This is a genomic window from Pseudoalteromonas sp. J2K-J031, from assembly GCF_058197095.2.
Genome location: NZ_CM200279.1, coordinates 3,553,736 through 3,569,962, shown reverse-complemented (window position 1 = coordinate 3,569,962; position 16,227 = coordinate 3,553,736). Strand labels below are relative to the sequence as shown.

Here is a 16,227-nt window from a genome sequence, read left to right as displayed (position 1 = left end):
TGTTTTATACAGAGCCTTTTTTATTGCGTATTGGAAAATTAAAAGAAAATTTACAACCATTTACATCAGCCTATAGTATGATTTTTACTGCTGCTCTATGATGTTTGTTCAGATGAAAAATAACAGGAATAATGATCATCATGGCTCAAAAATACTCTTTTTTACTCAGTGTAATTTCCCTTGGAGTGCTGAGTGCTTGCACAGAGCAACCGGCTAACTTACAAGTAGCCTCTCCTACTACAGAGGTTGTCTCAGTAGCAACATCCGTCTCTCTTGCGCCAGTAGCTAAAAAAGTACCGTATGAAATGGAAATTCATGGTGATAAACGTATCGATAACTACTATTGGATGCGTGACGATAACCGTGAAAACCCTGAGATCCTTGCTCACCTAGCCGCAGAAAATGATTATACCAACGTTCAATTAGCTCATACCGAAAAACTACAAGCCGAATTATTTGAAGAGCTTAAAGCGCGTATTGAAAAAAATGATGACTCAGTACCTGTGAAAAAAGGCCAGTATTTTTACTCAACGGAAATGCGCGGAGATAACGAATACCCAATTTATGTTCGCAGTACTGATATGAGTGGTGCCAATAAAGAGATACTGTTAGATGTTAATGCATTGGCAAAAGATCATGCTTATTATCAAGTCTCAGGTTTAGATGTCAGTCCAAATGGTCTGTTAATGGCATTTGGTGAAGATAAAGTGAGCCGCCGTGTTTACAGCGTAAAATTTCAAGATTTAGCCTCAAAGACGATGTTACCAGATGTACTTGAAGGTACTGAAGGGGATGTTGTGTGGGCGAATGATAATAAAACCGTGTATTACATCAAAAAAGATTTGCAAACGTTGCTCGGTTATCAAGTCTATCGCCATACGCTTGGCACACCACAAAGTGATGATCAGCTCGTGTATGAAGAAACAGATAATACCTATTATACCGGTATTGGTAAAAGCAAAGATGGCAGTGTGATTTTTATTAATCATGGCAGCACAGAGTCATCAGGTGTGTCGGTCATTGATGCTAATAACCCTAAAGCTATGCCACAACGCTTAGTGCCGCGTGAAAAAGGGCTAGAATACGATGCATCAAAACTAGGTGAATATTATTACATCACCACGAACCTTGATGCGGTGAATTTTCGCTTAATGAAAGTGCATCAAGATGAGTTAGGTGACAAAGCAAAGTGGCAAGAGGTGATTGCGCATCGTGCTAATGTGAAATTTGAAGGTGTGCAACTATTTAATCAGCACATGGTGTATCAAGAACGTGAAAAAGGTCAAACGAGCATTAAGGTGCGTGATTTAAGCACCAAGCAAGAACATACTCTCTCATTTAATGATCCGGCATTTTCGGTCTACATGTATGGTAACGGCGAGCTTGATAGTAGCGCGTTGCGAGTGTATTACACCAGCATGACCACACCCGGCACCCATTATGATATCGATTTAGCCTCTGGCAAAAAAGTACAGCTGAAACAACAAGCAGTGCTGGGTGATTTTAATGCTGATAACTATGCCTCTGAGCGTATTTTTATTAAAGCTCGTGATGGTGCAGAAGTGCCCGTTTCATTGGTTTATCGTAAAGATCAATTCAAACAAGATGGTACCAACCCACTGTATCAATATGGTTATGGCTCATATGGTTCTACCATGGATCCGAGCTTTTCAAGCACACGTTTAAGCTTACTCGACCGTGGTTTTGTATACGCCATTGCACATATTCGTGGCTCACAAATGCTAGGTCGCCCTTGGTATGATGATGGTAAAAAACTAACAAAGAAAAACACCTTTAATGACTTTATTGATGTCACTAAAGCGCTGACAGCTCAGGGCTATGGTAATAAAGAGAATGTTTTTGCAGCGGGCGGCAGTGCGGGTGGTTTGTTAATGGGGGCGGTGATCAACCAAGCGCCTGAGTTGTATAAAGGGGTTGCAGCCCATGTACCATTTGTGGATGTGGTCACCACTATGCTCGACGAAAGTATCCCACTAACCACCAATGAATACGACGAATGGGGTAACCCGAATGATAAAACGTATTACGATTACATGCTGTCATACTCGCCTTACGACCAAGTAAAAGCGCAAGCGTATCCAAACTTACTGGTGACAACCGGCTTACACGATTCGCAAGTACAATATTTTGAACCGGCAAAATGGGTTGCCAAACTGCGTGATTATAAAACCAATGATAACAAGCTGTTGTTTAAAGTGGATATGGAAGCGGGTCATGGTGGTGCATCAGGTCGTTTTAAAGGCTTGAAAGACCGCGCGTTAGAGTATGCCTTTTTTCTTGATTTAGCTGGCCAAAATAAGCTTTAAACCTTTAATAAAAGTTACTTTTTAATTGCAGTGAAATAATAGGCATTAACCTTGATCTGAATAGTAGATTTATTATCCAGTATTGGGGTTACACTATTGTTGATAGCTGCAGTCGAATTCTTGTTTAAAAATCTCATTTTTAACTTTATTTTGTCGCTGTTATGGGTTTTTTTTGTTACATTTTTGCAACCAATTACAAGGAGTTATTTAAAGTGAAAAATAGTATAAAAATATTGAGTTTTATGATTTTTTGTTCTGTAGTGCCGTTTAGTCAAGCTGAAGATATCCCACATAATGAAACACAAATCCAAGAAAATATTGCAACAGGTGCTCAGTTAATCAAGGTAACACCCAATAAGATGAAGTTTGCCGTCGATCAATTTTTGTCTATGTATTATGGTGATAAAGAGCCTAATCTACTTCCTTTAAGTCAATATGCTTATGAACATATGACAGAATTAGAGCTAACAGAACTAATCAATGGACAAAAAATAGGCTTAGCCAACTTTTATGGCTTACCTGTAGAAGTGTTAAGAGAATTTGAAAATGTCATGGCCGAAAGAATCGCAGATGGTTCGATAATTAATGCCAAAAAATTATCTTCACACCACTCTATCCAAGCGGATAAAGATATAGGTGAAAAGATGACTAGAATAACAGTTACATGTAAAGACGCTTGTGGTACTAATCTTTCAAATAATATTATTATTGGAATAACGGTTGCAAATATAGCTGCGGGTGCTGGTATTGGGCAGTTAGAAAAGTTTGTTGTCGATTTTGTTGATAATAACGATACTGTTCAGGTGTCCGAATTTTACCGATATACCAATACCATTGGAGGTTGGAGTCTCGGGCCAGCCCCATTGCCAATATGTAGTACATGTCACTTAGATTAATAGATTGGTTGACCTTAAATAATTTGCTTTGATTGTAAGTTACCTACTTTCAATAGATATGGAGTGGGTCAAGGGGGGTCTCGGGTCGTTTTAAAGGCTTGAAAGACCGCGCGTTGGAGTATGCGTTCTTTCTTGATTTAGCAGGCCAAAATAAGCTGTAAAATTCGTTATAAATTTAGATTTTAAAAAGCCAACCTGATGAAAATGAGGTTGGCTTTTTGTTATCATTTATTGATGAGCGCGTTAATTTGGGTGGTGTGCGTAACAAAGTAGTCTTTAATTGCATGGCGTGCAGGTTCAAATGGTAAGCTACTTACTAATTGATGAGAGTGATCAATTGTCACTGAGGGAAGTGTGTTTATTTGGTCTAATACAGTGTCATTACTAGAATTAATGTATAGTGTGGTATTTAAATTCTTCATAACATTGGATTGATGGTTATTTAAGATATTCAGAGTCTGTGTCTCTCTCGCAATTTGATTTATTTGATTGGCTAAGTTTGATTGGTTTAACCAAGTTAAATACCAAGGCAACCAATTGGTTTGCAAAAAATACCCAGCGAGTTGCTCTGGTGCGGCATCAAGAACTGGCACAAGTCCAACAAGCTTTTTTGATGTGTACTGCTGTGAAAACTCCAATGCTGCAATAAATCCTAAAGAGGCGCCAATTGTTAAAACAGGTTTGTATTCTAAAGCTAGCTCTTGGGCAAAAGGAAGGGTATTTAAGCCAAAGTTAAATGGACTCACTTGACTGGCGCTAGGCAATATAATGACATCAAACCCGCTATCAGACAGCCAAAGTCCGTAGAGCCACATGGTTGAATGCGCAGCGCCAAATCCAGGGAAAATGAATACAGCTCCTTGATATTTTCCACCAAAAGCTTGGTATTCATCAAGCCCATTATAGCTAATAGGATATGTTTCATTATCGATATCGATAGTGATAGAAGTCTGATGACTTTCGATTTTATCTAAACTTGTTTGGTCACTATTTGCTTTTATATACAAATAGTTAATGCATTGCTTATCGATGCAGGTTGTTTTCTTTTCGAAAAACTTGGCTCCCTTTCCCGATAAGTGAACTGCAACATATGAGCTGGTTAACTTTTTAGTTATCCCTTTTTCTAGGGATGCACACCCTTGCAGAATTACAGCAATAGAAAGGTAAATTGTAATATTTTTTATTGGCATTGTTATTGTGGTGAGTGAACCTCGTACCCAATTAAACTACTGCTTGGTTGTTATTTCAATTAAATTAATGAAAATTTATGAATTTAAATAGAGTCACACTGGTACTTTTACCTTTGATTTTAGCGACAGCTTCTGGATTTCGGCTAAAGGACAAAAAGGTAACGTTGAGGTAGAAGCGAGGGCCGCTGTTGAAATTGAAAATCAATCTGATTTATTTGGCTTATTTGCGCCTGAACTCTTTAAAGGATGGGTGCTGCAGCTATCGAATATGGATGCTTCTGCTTGAGAGTTTGAGATAAATAATATCTACAATGTAACTGAAATTCAGAATAATATACTGAGTATGACCTTGGCTAGTAATGGGCAAAATCTTATAACAGCACCTTTGCAGTGTTTAAAGCGGGATCAAGTTATAAACTTAGTGCGCCAAATACGTTTAGCTTATGGGCCAAGCCATATGAAAATATAGCGGATGGATTTAAGCTTAATTTAACTACCGTTGCAAGACAGATTCAAAATCCAAGTAAATTTACCATAAGTTCAAAATATAATAGTTTTGAATTTTTAGAAACTGCACCGTTGATGTTAGAAGGGTGTGATTTGCCCGAGTTTCCAGTGCCAGATCCATCACAATATTGTAATTATTAATACAAATAAATAATTTGACTATTACGAGCAACACTAGCGTTAGTGAGGCTCGTTTTTAGCTCTTTATTAAGATCATTTCAAACCGTGTGCCTTCGCCTAATTGGCTATATACCTGAATATCACTATGCAATAACTGCATTAATTGTTTGCAAATTGCAAGACCAAGGCCGCCATGGGTCTTTTTGCACCCTTGTGCGTTGCTAGCGCGATAGCGGGCGTCAAAAATATAGTCGATTTCTTCGGCTTTGATGCCGCTGCCGGTATCACAGACTTGTAGTTTTACTTTTTTGCCTTGTGCGACCACTTTGAGAGTGATGGTGCCCCCCGATGGGGTGTGGCGCAGGGCATTGTCGATTAAATTACTCAGTACGCGTTCAAGCTTGGCAATATCGCTTAATATCATAAAATCACAAATCTGGGGTTCAACCGTGAGTATCACGCCTGCTTGTTCTGCTTTTAAGGCAAATTTGGCAAGGCAGTCGTAAATAAGTTCACCTAAGTTAAAGCGTTCGATATTGATGGCAACTTGCCCTGATTCAAGGTGTGCAAGCTCAAAAATTTGATCAATTAAATTTTTAAGTTGTTTGGCGTTATTAAGGCTGACAGCCAAATATTCGGCTTGTTGCGCGCAGGCATCACTGGGCATGGCCTGATTTAAAAGTTCTAAATAGCCTTGCAATGACGACAGTGGAGTTCGCAAATCATGTGATAGATGTGCTAATAGTTCACGGCGCTGGGCATCGTTTTGTTTTAATTGTTTTAATTGGTTATCAATTCGTTCAAGCATTTGATTAACGCTGCCACCAAGCTGGTGAATTTCGTTGTGGGTGTGAGTTGGCCATGGCGTGAGTGTAATCGCACTTAAATCAAATTGGGCGGCTTCAATTTGTTTTAACTGATGAGCCAGTGTTTGAATTGGCTGGGTAAAGGTGCGAAATAGTGCCAACAATAATAGCAGTAGCAATACCAGTCCCGCAGCAAACCATATTGCGGTCAGCGTCAAGGAGCCGCTGGCTTTAATTCGGCTAAAAATGGTGTCGTAGGCTTCACCACCAATAATAATATAGAGGTAGCCTTGGAGGTGCTTTTGCTGTTGTTGCTCATGGCTATAAACAGGGGCGACAGAAAAAATCTTTTGCCTATCTAAATTGCGAGGATCTTGGCCATAAATAGGTAGTTTATTATTGTGCTCGATTAAAGAAAGCAAGGGAGCGAGGTCAATGTTTTTTCGTTTCACTTTGCCCTTAGGGGCTGAGTAGGTGAGAATTTCACCACTGGGATCAACAAAATAAAACTCAAAGGCCGGCCCTAATAACATTAAGGTGTGAAATAGGTTTTCAAGAGCGCTGTAGTCGTAAACACCCTCTTTAAGTAGGGGGTTATCTGCGACTAAGTGTTCTGCTAGTTGTAAGTGAAGTTTTTGCTGTGCTTGATGCTGTGAGACTTGCTCAAGAGTTTGGCTCCAGCTGAGGATAAGTACAATCAGGGCGCTAAAAATCACAAACAGTGATGCGGCGAGTTTTTGATACAGTGAAAAACGATTAAACATCATATTAACTCATGCAGGTGAAGGTATTAGGATTGAGTTTGTAACCGACACCCCATACGGTTTCGATTAGGTTATCAAGCTGAAAAGGCTCTAATTTAGTGCGCAGTCGGTTAATGTGAGAGTTAACTGTGTGTTCATAACCACTGTGCTGATAACCCCAAACCGAGTCGAGCAGTTGAGTGCGACTAAAGACTTGATTGGGGTGAGAGGCAAAAAAGTTGAGCAAATCAAATTCGGTTGATGTGAGGTTGAGTGTCTCTTGATGGATGAATACGTCGTGAGATTGTTGATTTATTATTAACGGGCCAAGTTCTAAAATTTTAGCGATATCGGATGCAAGGTGTTTATTGCGTAACAAGTGCACGTGTCGCAGTTGTGCTTTGACTCTGGCTTGTAACTCGCGAGTATTAAAAGGTTTACAAATATAATCGTCGGCTCCCATTTCAAGGCCAATCACTCTATCCATATCGGATGAGCGCGATGTGAGCAATACAATGCTGGTTTCGGGAGATTGATCTTTGATTTTGCGACATAAGGTTAAGCCGTCCATTTTGGGCAGCATAATATCAAGCAAAATCAGGGCGCAAGAGTGGTTTTGTAGATAAAGCAAGGCAGATTCTGCACAGCCCACATGATGACTATCGAGGGATAACTCATTTAAATGCACTTGTACCAGCCTTGCGATATCGCGGTCATCTTCTACTACTAACACCTGATCTCTCATCTTCCTCACCTTACATGCGCTGAGGAAGTCACCCAATGTGAGCGACTGCAAGCAATAACTTACAGTCGTTTTCCTCGTTTATTGCATCCGAGTTATGGTGATAGCCATTAATGGATTATCAAATTTATGATCATTATTAAGGACTGAGAGTGTTAAACCATCCTCTTGGCCGACAATACCTGGGTGGAGTGTGACCACTGAGTTGCCATCACGTGCACTGTTAAAACCTTCGCCACCATCAGCTGGGCCGGGTATGGTACCCGCCATTTCACTATTGGTTTCAGTGCCTGCATCGTAAGCCATTGAGTTAAAGCTTAACGTATCACCAACTGCTAACTGAGATACATCTATGGCATTAAGACCGGAGAAACCATCATTCGTATTCACCATCATGGAAACTAAACTGAGTTTTATGTTTTCAAGTTGTTGGCTTTGTACTACTAATTCGACCAAATTACCCGGTAGTAAGGGGGCTGAGTCGCTGATTGACCCCATCACTATCTCTTGCATAAGTAGCGCAGAGTTGTCACCTGCTTCAGCCATTTGTTCAAGCGCCGTGGAGGCACTTTCCCCAACTTGCCAAAATTGCCCTGTTTGGTGCAGAGCAATGCCGATTGGCGATAAAGGTTGAGCATGAGTCAGGTTTGTTATTGATACTGCAAAACTATATGTCATAGCTGGAGGAGGTGGTGGCGTGACCATTTCAGGCATCATCATTTTATCGTCACTACCACAGCCATAAAGGCCAATCAGCAAAATGGGTAAGCATAACTTTTTGAGCGTATTCATTTGTAAGCTCCTATTTAACCGTAATGGTCACTTTGGCAACAGGGTTTAGCCATCTGTGCACTGTATTACTTAAATCACTTTTACCACCTTGCATATCATCATCGCCTAAATTGCCCCGATGAATGTGAATATGCTGATTATTTTCACTGTTGGTGACGCCTGTGCCATTCATGCCTGCGCCCATTCCTGGTGCCGCTGGAATTCCGGGCATGCCTGGTGCACCAGAGCCTTCAATAATTAACTCGTTGTTGGCTTCGGTTCCTGCATCGTAAGCATTTAAATAAATCTCGTAACTACCGGGCATGGTTGGGATCATCCAGCTATCGAGCCCAACAAAACCATCGTTAGTGGGTAGCATCATTGCAGTAATAGAAAGGTATTGGTTTGCATCGCTCGTTTCAAGCATGCTCATGGTTGATTGAGCTGGAGCGAGTAAACCACCAGCAGGGTTTTCTACTTTATTACCTGATATTGTATCGATAATGCCGGCAAGACCCGCAATGTTGCCGCCCTCAGCCATTGCTTGTAATTCGGTTGATGCTGTCATGCCCGGCATAAATAAATGCGTATCAGCGCTGTGAGCTGCAATCAGTAGCGGGGTGAAATATATTCCTTGGGTTAGGTTGGTAATTTTGATATCGAGAGATGCTGCGTGTACTTGTTGGCTGGCTAGTGCGGCAAAACCTAGGGCTAAAAATGGTGCGACCTTCATGTTGTTTTCCTTTTAAGTGGGTATGCATCGAAGTATGCAAAACAACTATCAAGAAAGGCTCACGGAGTTATCACGTTTGTATCACAATTTGACACTGATTTAATCACAATGCTTAGCAATGTGACTTATTATGGGTAATGCCTGAAGGTGTGCTTACCCGTCAATCTTGAGGATCTGGGGTTTTCTTAGCTTGCTTCAGGCACAGAGGTTGCACGCTTTTTTGGGTTTCAGTTGCCTCTGCCGCATCCTCAATGGTTTGGTTCTAAGCTCTTACCACACAAGGTGATTAATCACGTCGGGTACTTCGCCAATCACGGTTTTAACCACGTTGTTGTTGTTATCAAGTAAAATTAAGCGAGGAATGCCAGAGTTGGCGACTTGATTGTAATAACTGCGGTTTTCATCACTGATCAGTGGAAAATTCAGTTGGTATTCTTGTTGAAATTTAGCAAGGTTCGCTGCGTTTTCTTCTCGGCCAATACCGATAATTTGCAAGGTGGTGTCGCTTGCTAAAGGCGATGCCATGATTTGGTGCATGGCCCGCTGCGAGTCGTGACACCAAGTAGCAAAATAGACAATGAGTTTACGCTTAGGGATGGTACTAAGATTAATATCTTCGCCTGCAATACTGGTAAAGTTAAGCTGGTAAAATGCATCACCAGTTGCGATATACGTTTCATATTTTGGGTTGCTGGTGGGTTGTATTTTGGGTGTTTGGCTACAAGCAAATAAGGTTAAACTTGCCACAAGCATTAGTATTGATTTCATCGTATATCACTTGTTGTTATTGTTTTTATAAGTACTTAGAGCTTACAGCGCTTTTTGTATTGCTGTCTATACTCGTCGCCTTTCAAGATGCTCGGGTGTTGGCCGCACGCCTTCACCTCAATCACATAGTACCTCTATGCTCATGAGGATTCAGGTGCTTGGCGCCTCGAGCATCTTGAAATACATTGGGTATAGTTGATTCATTTTATGCACGTTTTAACGAATCGTTAAGTGCATATCAGCTAGGTGAGTGAATAAATCATGATTATCTTCATTTATAAAAAGCCAATTTGGTATACTCATTTTTTTATTTGCTTAAGTCTGTATGGCCTATCTTTCGTTATTTTTAACTGCCTTTGTTGCAGCCACTCTATTACCGAGTGCGTCAGAAGTATTGCTAAGCGGCTTAGTTACTCAAGGTTATAACGTTTGGCTACTTTTTATCGCGGCAACGGTGGGTAACGTATTGGGTAGTTGTGTGAATTGGTGGCTTGGCCGAGAATGTTTGCGTTTTAAAGATAAAAAATGGTTTCCAATCAATGAGCCTACTCTCGAAAAAGCCCAGCTACGATTTGAGCGATATGGCGCATATAGTTTGTTACTGGCATGGCTACCGATAGTGGGCGATCCGTTAACCATTGTGGCCGGAGTGATGAAAGTGCGTTTTAAACTCTTTTTGCTTTTGGTAACAATCGGTAAAGCGTTGCGCTATGCCGTGGTGATTGGGGCTGTGATAGGGGTTGAGCAGTTAATCAGTTAACTGCTCCTTTTATGTTGTAATAGGACTATTTTTGCCACGATAAGGTCAGTGACACAGAATCTGCGAAACGCAGCGCGTGAGGTTTATCAACCCTGACTTTGGCATACGTTACACTGCTGTGCTGGTGGCAAATTTCTAGAATTTCAGCAACCAACTTTTCTAACAGTAAAAAATGACCATGTTCGACGAGTTCAATCACTGCTTTGGTCACTACTTTATAGTTTAGGGCTTGGTCAACTTCATCGTATTGGCAAGCCACATCGGCTGGATAGTGAATTTCAATGTTAATCACTACATCTTGCTTTTTGTCACGCTCCTCTTGATTAAAGCCAATAAAGGTTCGTAATCGTAAGTTGGTGATATTAATAATGGCATTTTGCATGGCGGGCCTTAGTTTTTCACCAGTTGTAAAAACTCATTACGTGTTTTTGGATCTTGCCTGAAGTTACCAAGCATCACAGAAGTGCGCATACTTGAGTTTTGCTTTTCAACACCACGCATCATCATGCACATGTGTTTCGCTTCAACAATCACGCCGACACCTTTGGCACCTGTTACTTCCTCAACCGCTTTGGCGATTTGATGAGTAAGCTGCTCTTGAATTTGAAAACGGCGTGCGTACATATCAACAATGCGGGCAAATTTAGACAAGCCTAATACTTTGCCATTTGGAATGTAAGCAATATGACAGCGCCCTACAAATGGTAATAAGTGGTGTTCACACATTGAATATAACTCAATGTCTTGCACTAGTACCATGTCATCAGCATCTGAGGTAAATACGGCGTTGTTGGTAATTTGCTCTAAGGTTTCTTTGTAACCTTTAGTTAAATATTCCATCGCTTTAGCGGCGCGTTTTGGGGTGTCGAGCAAGCCTTCACGAGTTGGGTCTTCACCAATGCTTTCAATAATTTGTAGGTAACTTTTCTTTAGATCGTCGTGCATAATGTGCTCTTTTTATTTAAGGTGGCGGCCGCCATCAACAGGTAAGGTTCGCCCTGTGATGTAGTTGCTATTTAGGAGTAGCTCAATCGTATTTACAATTTCTTGGCTACCTGGCTCTAAGCCTAAAATTGATTTTTGTAAGGTTTTTTCGCGGTATTCGGCGCTGTCATGTTCATTAAAAATAATCAATGAAGGCGCTATTGAATTTACTTTTACTTTCGGTGCAAGTTTGGCGGCAAATGACTTTGATAAATTATCAAGCGCGGCTTTGCTTGCGGCATACGCAATGTGTTTTGGGCTGCCTTTTTCAACGACATAATCGGTTAAGTGAATAATGTCACCGTGAAGGCTGTTGGTATTAAGTAACAACGACTCACAGGCCAAATTGATTAAATAAGGCACTTTGCAGTGAATGCGCATCATATTATCAAATAGTTGTGAGTAATCTGGATTATTGGCTTCGCAGTCCCAGCTTGATGCATTATGAATAATGGCACGCAGTGACGGCGTGGTATTTTTTAACTGTTCAACAAAGTGTGCGATGGCTTCATCAGTAGAAAAATCAGCATGGATACAAACTACCCCCGCGCTTTGAAGTGCATCAATGCTCGCATGGCGTGTGCGATAGGTGATGATTAAAGGCTGCGCTTGCTTTATAAAGTGTTGCGCAATGGCTAGGCCAATTCGTTGACCTGCACCAGTAATTAAAATGGGTGATTGCATTGTTTTATAAGAGTTCTTTGTCGTCGATTTGATTACTATAAACCAAAATGAATAATTAGTTTATACCCGTCGTCTTTCAAGATACTCGCGTGTTGGCTGCGCGCCTTCACCTCAATCACGTAGTACATCATGCTCATGAGGATTCAGGTGCTTGCCGCCTACGAGCACTTTGAAATTCATTAGGTATATGCCCAAAGTTCTAACATTACGTTTTGTAATAAGGAAGCGATCAGTTTAGTTGCAAGCTGATAAAAAGTAGGTGAATTTGTTTTAAAAATAAGCATAATGACAGCGTTGACCTTTTTGTAGTAGCGCTCACGTGTTTAAAATTATCAATCCCAAAACGAATCCTAAAATCATCCCTTTTGCCTTTACTCTGTTGGTGTATTTGGTGTGGATAATTGGTCAAGGGCCGCAATCAGCAGTGGCGAATTTTGTCGCACAACTTAGTATTGCAATTACCATGATGTTTGGATCGTTTGTTGCGGGTGGTACGGCGTTAGGGGGGGGAGCGGTTGCCTTTCCTGTGATGACTAAATTATTAGGGGTTGAACCTGCCACTGCCAAAGTATTCTCCTTAGCAATCCAAAGTTTTGGTATGACGGCTGCAAGCTTAACCATTATTTTTTGTGGTATCCGTTATTTTAAGCAAGTGGCCTTGTTTGCTCTGCTTGGAGCCATCCCAGGGGTGATTATCAGTTTACTTTTTATCGCTGAAAATTTACCTCGTTTGGCAACGAAAACAGTGTTTAGCGTATTTCTGCTCGTTTTCTCGTTTACTTTATTACGGTTGCATTTTACGCATAAACACTTTCAAGAGCAGCCTGATTTACACAGCCCATACCTAATCACTTTGGTTGGCTTTATTGGTGGCGTCGCAAGTGGGATCGTTGGGTCTGGCGCTGATATTATGGTGTTTGCGTTATTAGTGCTGTTTTATAAAAAAGAATTAAAAGCAGCTACTGCAACATCGGTCATTATTATGGCTGTTACATCAATAGTGGGTTCTGGGTGCAACCTTTTTTTACTTGATAGTTTTACGCCGCAAATTAATGCATTTTTGTGGGCGGCAGTGCCTGTTGTAGTCATTGGAGCGCCGTTGGGGGCGTTTGTATGCGCAAAAGTAAGAGCTGGAGTGTTACTTAGTTTTTTACTCTTTTTAATTGTACTCGAAGTCGGCTTTACCGCTTTTGAATTACTAAGTCGTATTATTTAATCTTATTTTTTGGCCATGTTGCAGCGTGTTTTAATGTTTTCTCGGCTCAGATAAAAAAATCTCGACTCGATTACGCCCTGATTGTTTTGCTAAATAAAGTGCCTGATCGGCTTTTTCAATTAAATCTGCCGGTGAGTCGTGTAGCTGGTGACGTGCCACACCAAACGATGCACTAATTTTGCGCAGATTTGCACCCGTTTTGCTGTCTTTCACACTTAAACGTTCAATTGCAACGCGCAGTGATTCTATAAAATCAATACAGGTTTTCTCAGGGCAATTTTGGCTGATAATACAAAACTCTTCGCCTCCAAATCGATAAGCAATATTTAACTGATCACATTTATTGTTGAGTATTTTGGCAACGATTTTTAGCACTTGATCGCCTTTTTGATGGCCAAAATCGTCGTTAAATTGTTTGAAGTTATCAATATCAACAAAGGTTAAATACAGTGACGTATTGCTTTTTGTATTGCTACAAAGCTGAGTAATGTCATCATCAAACGAACCTCGATTGAGTAATCCAGTTAATGCATCGTGCGTAGCATCTTGTTTAGTTTGTTTAAGTTCAGCTTGTAACCGAGATATTTCGGTATGGGCTAAAGCCAGTTTGGTTTGAAATAGTGACGTAGTGTGTTGCATGGCTTTGGCTTCATCACTTAACTTGGCGACCATTTCGAGTACCAAATCGGTTAGGGTGTCAGTTTGTTGCACTTCGCTGAGACTTGAGTTGCAGCACGTTAACACTTCAGAAAACCCCATTGTTTGCTCTAAAGTATAATGAATATCGTTATTCACATTACCGATTAAGTTCGAAAGTTCATTTGCAATATTATCGTAAAGTTCAAGATCTTTTTCTGAGAGAAATTCTTCAAATAGTTCACGGGACAGTGCTGGAGGGCAGGTACCATATGCTTTTAATGCGTTGTTTAATTTTTCGTTGAGTGCAGGTAATTTACCTGACACGAAGGTGTACCATAAAGCGTAATTAGGTGGAGTTACGGCAATGTTGTACTTCACCATTAAAGGAACTGCTTTACGTAAGCACTCAGCAGAGTGATTCATTGTATTGTTGAGTTTATTGCTCATATTCCACGCGGAGTCATCGGAAAACATCGAATAAAATCCCTATCGCTAAATCCCTCATTAATTCTGAGTGTAGTTAAAGAATATTCGGTTGGAGCAATTTTTGTGTGTTTTTTGACTTTAACAACGCTTCAGAATGAAGCGTTGTTAAATGAATGAGATAACCGATTGTTTAATCGTAAATTGTAGGGATAGGTTGGCGTTTATGCTCGGTGCGCTGATAAATGTTAATTAGCTTATCTGCAATTGCATCATCAACCGGTTTCCCTTCAAGAAAATCATCAATTTGTTCATAACTTACTCCTAATGCGTCTTCATCGGCAAGGCCCGGTTTGTCACATTCAAGATCAGCCGTCGGGACTTTGTTAACTAATAAATCAGGTGCGCCTAAAGTTTTAGCTAACAAGCGCACTTGGCGTTTTGATAAACCAAATAAAGGCGCTAAATCACACGCACCATCACCAAACTTGGTATAGAAACCAGTGAGATTTTCTGCGCTATGGTCGGTACCGACAACTAATCCTGCGGTTAAGCCTGCGATTTCGTATTGGGCTACCATGCGCTGGCGTGCTTTGACATTTCCTTTAATAAAATCAACGCTACTTGGTGCAGGCAGAGCAAGCCCTGCATTTGCCATTGCGTCAAGTGCTTGGGCGTGAATGCCATCAGCGCCTGCTTTAATATTGACGGTGATGCGTTGGCTCGGTTGGATAAAATCAACCGCTAATTGCGCTTCGGCTTCATCTGCTTGAACGCCATAAGGTAAGCGCATCGCAATAAATTGGTATTTATCGGTTGAATGTTGTTGGTTGAGCTCATCAACGGCCAATTGACACAAACGACCACAGGTTGAAGAGTCAACGCCACCACTAATGCCAAGCACTAATGAACGGCTGTGTGAGCCAAGCAATTTAGCTTTAATAAAGTCAACTCGGCGTTTTATTTCAAAAACAGGATCGATGGAAGGGAGTACTTTCATTTGTGCTAAAATGTGCGCTCGCATGGGCTCTCCTAAGCGGGTTATTAATAGTGTTAAACGCGATTTAAGTGCGCATTATCTGGTTTCGAGAGTGAAATTTAAAGCCCCAAACTGAGTTTAATTTCTGCAACTTGGTGCTTTAAATCGGCTATTTCTTGTTTAAGTTCATCGATTTCTAAGTTTAATGCGCAAATGTCATCGCTTTGCGCTGATGCTTGAGGTGTATTTGATTCAATGGCTGGAGCTTGTTCGCTAAATAGCTGACTGTATCGCGATTCTCGCTTGCCAGGTTCGCGGGGGTGTTTTGCTACAAAGCCAGCTTCTATCATGTGATTCAGAGTTTCTTCAACTTCTTGTACGTTGGAAAATTCAGCTAATCGATTCGTTCTGGTTCTTAATTCACCAGGGGTTTGGGGGCCACGTAATAACAGGACGCACACAATGGCTTTTTGCTGGGCAGTGAATTTTAAGCTGCCAAATTCGGTATTGCAAAAGCGGTGTGTGTATTTATCAACCCGTCCAGAAAACCCTTCCTCTTTGGTTACTAAGCGACTTGTTGCGAGTTCGTCTAAGGTGTTTTGTACTTCATATTCAGTTAATGACAGTACTGGCTCTCGATTGGATTTTTGATTGCAAGCATTGGTTAGGCTATTAACTGACATGGGATATTGCTCAGGCGTGGTGACTTCTTTTTCGAGCATGCAACCTAGAATGCGGGCCTGCAAAGGGGTGAGTATTAATTCCATCTTTTTTACCTCTTAATGCGTTGAATCTACACTCTAAACGAGGCGATTACGGGATGCAATTAATAGCGAAATCCAATTGTTAAAAAGCGAATGCTTTTTTGTTTATGTGAAAGAGTGGTATGACGAACTTTTATTGAGGGCCTAAATTTTCGTCATCTTAATATCATCAATT

Annotated in this window: 17 protein-coding genes; 5 read left to right on the top strand and 12 right to left on the bottom strand. The window is 40.8% G+C overall.

Annotated features, from left to right (window positions below; all coding sequences use genetic code 11):
• Positions 1-131 precede the first annotated feature (131 nt).
• Together AC3KZC_RS16295 and AC3KZC_RS16290 are read left to right on the top strand one after the other, a co-directional pair.
• A complete protein-coding gene (locus AC3KZC_RS16295) occupies positions 132-2,327 on the top strand; it encodes a S9 family peptidase (RefSeq protein WP_490579960.1) in 2,196 nt (731 codons plus the stop codon).
• 212 nt (positions 2,328-2,539) lie between these two features.
• Positions 2,540-3,223 carry a hypothetical protein gene (locus tag AC3KZC_RS16290; protein WP_490579961.1) on the top strand — a complete coding sequence of 228 codons (684 nt, stop codon included), beginning with the start codon at positions 2,540-2,542 and terminating at the stop codon, positions 3,221-3,223.
• Positions 3,224-3,447: 224 nt separating this feature from the next.
• Here the strand turns inward: AC3KZC_RS16290 and AC3KZC_RS16285 are convergent, their stop codons facing one another.
• Positions 3,448-4,413 (bottom strand): hypothetical protein, encoded by a 966-nt coding sequence (locus AC3KZC_RS16285; protein ID WP_490579962.1) that lies wholly within the window; start codon positions 4,411-4,413, stop codon positions 3,448-3,450.
• Between the two features lie 390 nt (positions 4,414-4,803).
• On the opposite strand from AC3KZC_RS16285, the gene AC3KZC_RS16280 reads away from it, so the two are divergent.
• A complete protein-coding gene (locus AC3KZC_RS16280; RefSeq protein ID WP_490579963.1) occupies positions 4,804-5,061 on the top strand; it encodes a hypothetical protein in 258 nt (85 codons plus the stop codon).
• A gap of 55 nt (positions 5,062-5,116) precedes the next feature.
• Here the strand turns inward: AC3KZC_RS16280 and AC3KZC_RS16275 are convergent, their stop codons facing one another.
• The 5 genes from AC3KZC_RS16275 to AC3KZC_RS16255 all read right to left on the bottom strand — a co-directional run bounded on the left by AC3KZC_RS16275 (position 5,117) and on the right by AC3KZC_RS16255 (position 9,603).
• Positions 5,117-6,613 (bottom strand): sensor histidine kinase, encoded by a 1,497-nt coding sequence (locus AC3KZC_RS16275; protein WP_490579964.1) that lies wholly within the window; start codon positions 6,611-6,613, stop codon positions 5,117-5,119.
• A gap of 1 nt (position 6,614) precedes the next feature.
• Complete coding sequence (locus AC3KZC_RS16270) at positions 6,615-7,334, bottom strand: winged helix-turn-helix domain-containing protein (protein WP_490579965.1); 720 nt, start codon at positions 7,332-7,334, stop codon at positions 6,615-6,617.
• A gap of 78 nt (positions 7,335-7,412) precedes the next feature.
• Entirely contained in the window at positions 7,413-8,123 is a 711-nt protein-coding gene (locus tag AC3KZC_RS16265; RefSeq protein ID WP_490579966.1) for a spondin domain-containing protein, read from the bottom strand.
• 10 nt (positions 8,124-8,133) lie between these two features.
• Positions 8,134-8,835, bottom strand: a complete 702-nt coding sequence (locus AC3KZC_RS16260; RefSeq protein ID WP_490579967.1) for a spondin domain-containing protein — start codon at positions 8,833-8,835, stop codon at positions 8,134-8,136.
• 270 nt (positions 8,836-9,105) lie between these two features.
• Positions 9,106-9,603, bottom strand: coding sequence for a TlpA family protein disulfide reductase (locus AC3KZC_RS16255; protein ID WP_490579968.1), 498 nt, complete (start codon positions 9,601-9,603; stop codon positions 9,106-9,108).
• A gap of 325 nt (positions 9,604-9,928) precedes the next feature.
• On the opposite strand from AC3KZC_RS16255, the gene AC3KZC_RS16250 reads away from it, so the two are divergent.
• Positions 9,929-10,363 carry a YqaA family protein gene (locus AC3KZC_RS16250; RefSeq protein WP_490579969.1) on the top strand — a complete coding sequence of 145 codons (435 nt, stop codon included), beginning with the start codon at positions 9,929-9,931 and terminating at the stop codon, positions 10,361-10,363.
• A gap of 25 nt (positions 10,364-10,388) precedes the next feature.
• Here AC3KZC_RS16250 and folX read toward each other — a convergent pair whose 3' ends face one another.
• The 3 genes from folX to folM are packed head-to-tail and all read right to left on the bottom strand — an operon-like array spanning position 10,389 to position 12,031.
• On the bottom strand, positions 10,389-10,745 hold the full coding sequence (gene folX, locus AC3KZC_RS16245) for a dihydroneopterin triphosphate 2'-epimerase (RefSeq protein WP_490579970.1): 357 nt from the start codon (positions 10,743-10,745) through the stop codon (positions 10,389-10,391).
• Positions 10,746-10,753: 8 nt separating this feature from the next.
• Entirely contained in the window at positions 10,754-11,308 is a 555-nt protein-coding gene (gene folE / locus AC3KZC_RS16240; protein WP_490579971.1) for a GTP cyclohydrolase I FolE, read from the bottom strand.
• A gap of 12 nt (positions 11,309-11,320) precedes the next feature.
• Entirely contained in the window at positions 11,321-12,031 is a 711-nt protein-coding gene (gene folM / locus AC3KZC_RS16235; protein WP_490579972.1) for a dihydromonapterin reductase, read from the bottom strand.
• A 319-nt stretch (positions 12,032-12,350) separates the two neighbouring features.
• Between folM and AC3KZC_RS16230 the strand changes: the two genes are divergently transcribed.
• A complete protein-coding gene (locus AC3KZC_RS16230; protein ID WP_490579973.1) occupies positions 12,351-13,247 on the top strand; it encodes a sulfite exporter TauE/SafE family protein in 897 nt (298 codons plus the stop codon).
• A 30-nt stretch (positions 13,248-13,277) separates the two neighbouring features.
• Here the strand turns inward: AC3KZC_RS16230 and AC3KZC_RS16225 are convergent, their stop codons facing one another.
• The 3 genes from AC3KZC_RS16225 to AC3KZC_RS16215 form a co-directional block, all read right to left on the bottom strand.
• Positions 13,278-14,360: a GGDEF domain-containing protein gene (locus AC3KZC_RS16225; protein ID WP_490579974.1), complete on the bottom strand. Its 1,083-nt coding sequence runs from the start codon at positions 14,358-14,360 to the stop codon at positions 13,278-13,280.
• Between the two features lie 142 nt (positions 14,361-14,502).
• Positions 14,503-15,333, bottom strand: coding sequence for an NAD(+) synthase (nadE, locus tag AC3KZC_RS16220; protein ID WP_490579975.1), 831 nt, complete (start codon positions 15,331-15,333; stop codon positions 14,503-14,505).
• Positions 15,334-15,407: 74 nt separating this feature from the next.
• The gene (locus AC3KZC_RS16215) at positions 15,408-16,055 is read right to left on the bottom strand and encodes a YceH family protein (RefSeq protein ID WP_490579976.1); all 648 of its coding nucleotides are present in this window, start codon (positions 16,053-16,055) and stop codon (positions 15,408-15,410) included.
• Positions 16,056-16,227: the final 172 nt, after the last annotated feature.

What these genes read in the sequence shown, in the direction of transcription:
- folM (WP_490579972.1), bottom strand. Translation starts at nt 12,031, where the DNA reads ATGCAATCACCCATTTTAATTACTGGTGCAGGTCAACGAATTGGCCTA.
- AC3KZC_RS16295 (WP_490579960.1), top strand. Translation starts at nt 132, where the DNA reads ATGATCATCATGGCTCAAAAATACTCTTTTTTACTCAGTGTAATTTCC.
- AC3KZC_RS16285 (WP_490579962.1), bottom strand. Translation starts at nt 4,413, where the DNA reads ATGCCAATAAAAAATATTACAATTTACCTTTCTATTGCTGTAATTCTG.
- AC3KZC_RS16270 (WP_490579965.1), bottom strand. Translation starts at nt 7,334, where the DNA reads ATGAGAGATCAGGTGTTAGTAGTAGAAGATGACCGCGATATCGCAAGG.
- nadE (WP_490579975.1), bottom strand. Translation starts at nt 15,333, where the DNA reads ATGCGAGCGCACATTTTAGCACAAATGAAAGTACTCCCTTCCATCGAT.
- AC3KZC_RS16255 (WP_490579968.1), bottom strand. Translation starts at nt 9,603, where the DNA reads ATGAAATCAATACTAATGCTTGTGGCAAGTTTAACCTTATTTGCTTGT.
- AC3KZC_RS16275 (WP_490579964.1), bottom strand. Translation starts at nt 6,613, where the DNA reads ATGATGTTTAATCGTTTTTCACTGTATCAAAAACTCGCCGCATCACTG.
- folE (WP_490579971.1), bottom strand. Translation starts at nt 11,308, where the DNA reads ATGCACGACGATCTAAAGAAAAGTTACCTACAAATTATTGAAAGCATT.
- AC3KZC_RS16215 (WP_490579976.1), bottom strand. Translation starts at nt 16,055, where the DNA reads ATGGAATTAATACTCACCCCTTTGCAGGCCCGCATTCTAGGTTGCATG.
- AC3KZC_RS16265 (WP_490579966.1), bottom strand. Translation starts at nt 8,123, where the DNA reads ATGAATACGCTCAAAAAGTTATGCTTACCCATTTTGCTGATTGGCCTT.
- AC3KZC_RS16250 (WP_490579969.1), top strand. Translation starts at nt 9,929, where the DNA reads ATGGCCTATCTTTCGTTATTTTTAACTGCCTTTGTTGCAGCCACTCTA.
- AC3KZC_RS16260 (WP_490579967.1), bottom strand. Translation starts at nt 8,835, where the DNA reads ATGAAGGTCGCACCATTTTTAGCCCTAGGTTTTGCCGCACTAGCCAGC.
- folX (WP_490579970.1), bottom strand. Translation starts at nt 10,745, where the DNA reads ATGCAAAATGCCATTATTAATATCACCAACTTACGATTACGAACCTTT.
- AC3KZC_RS16225 (WP_490579974.1), bottom strand. Translation starts at nt 14,360, where the DNA reads ATGTTTTCCGATGACTCCGCGTGGAATATGAGCAATAAACTCAACAAT.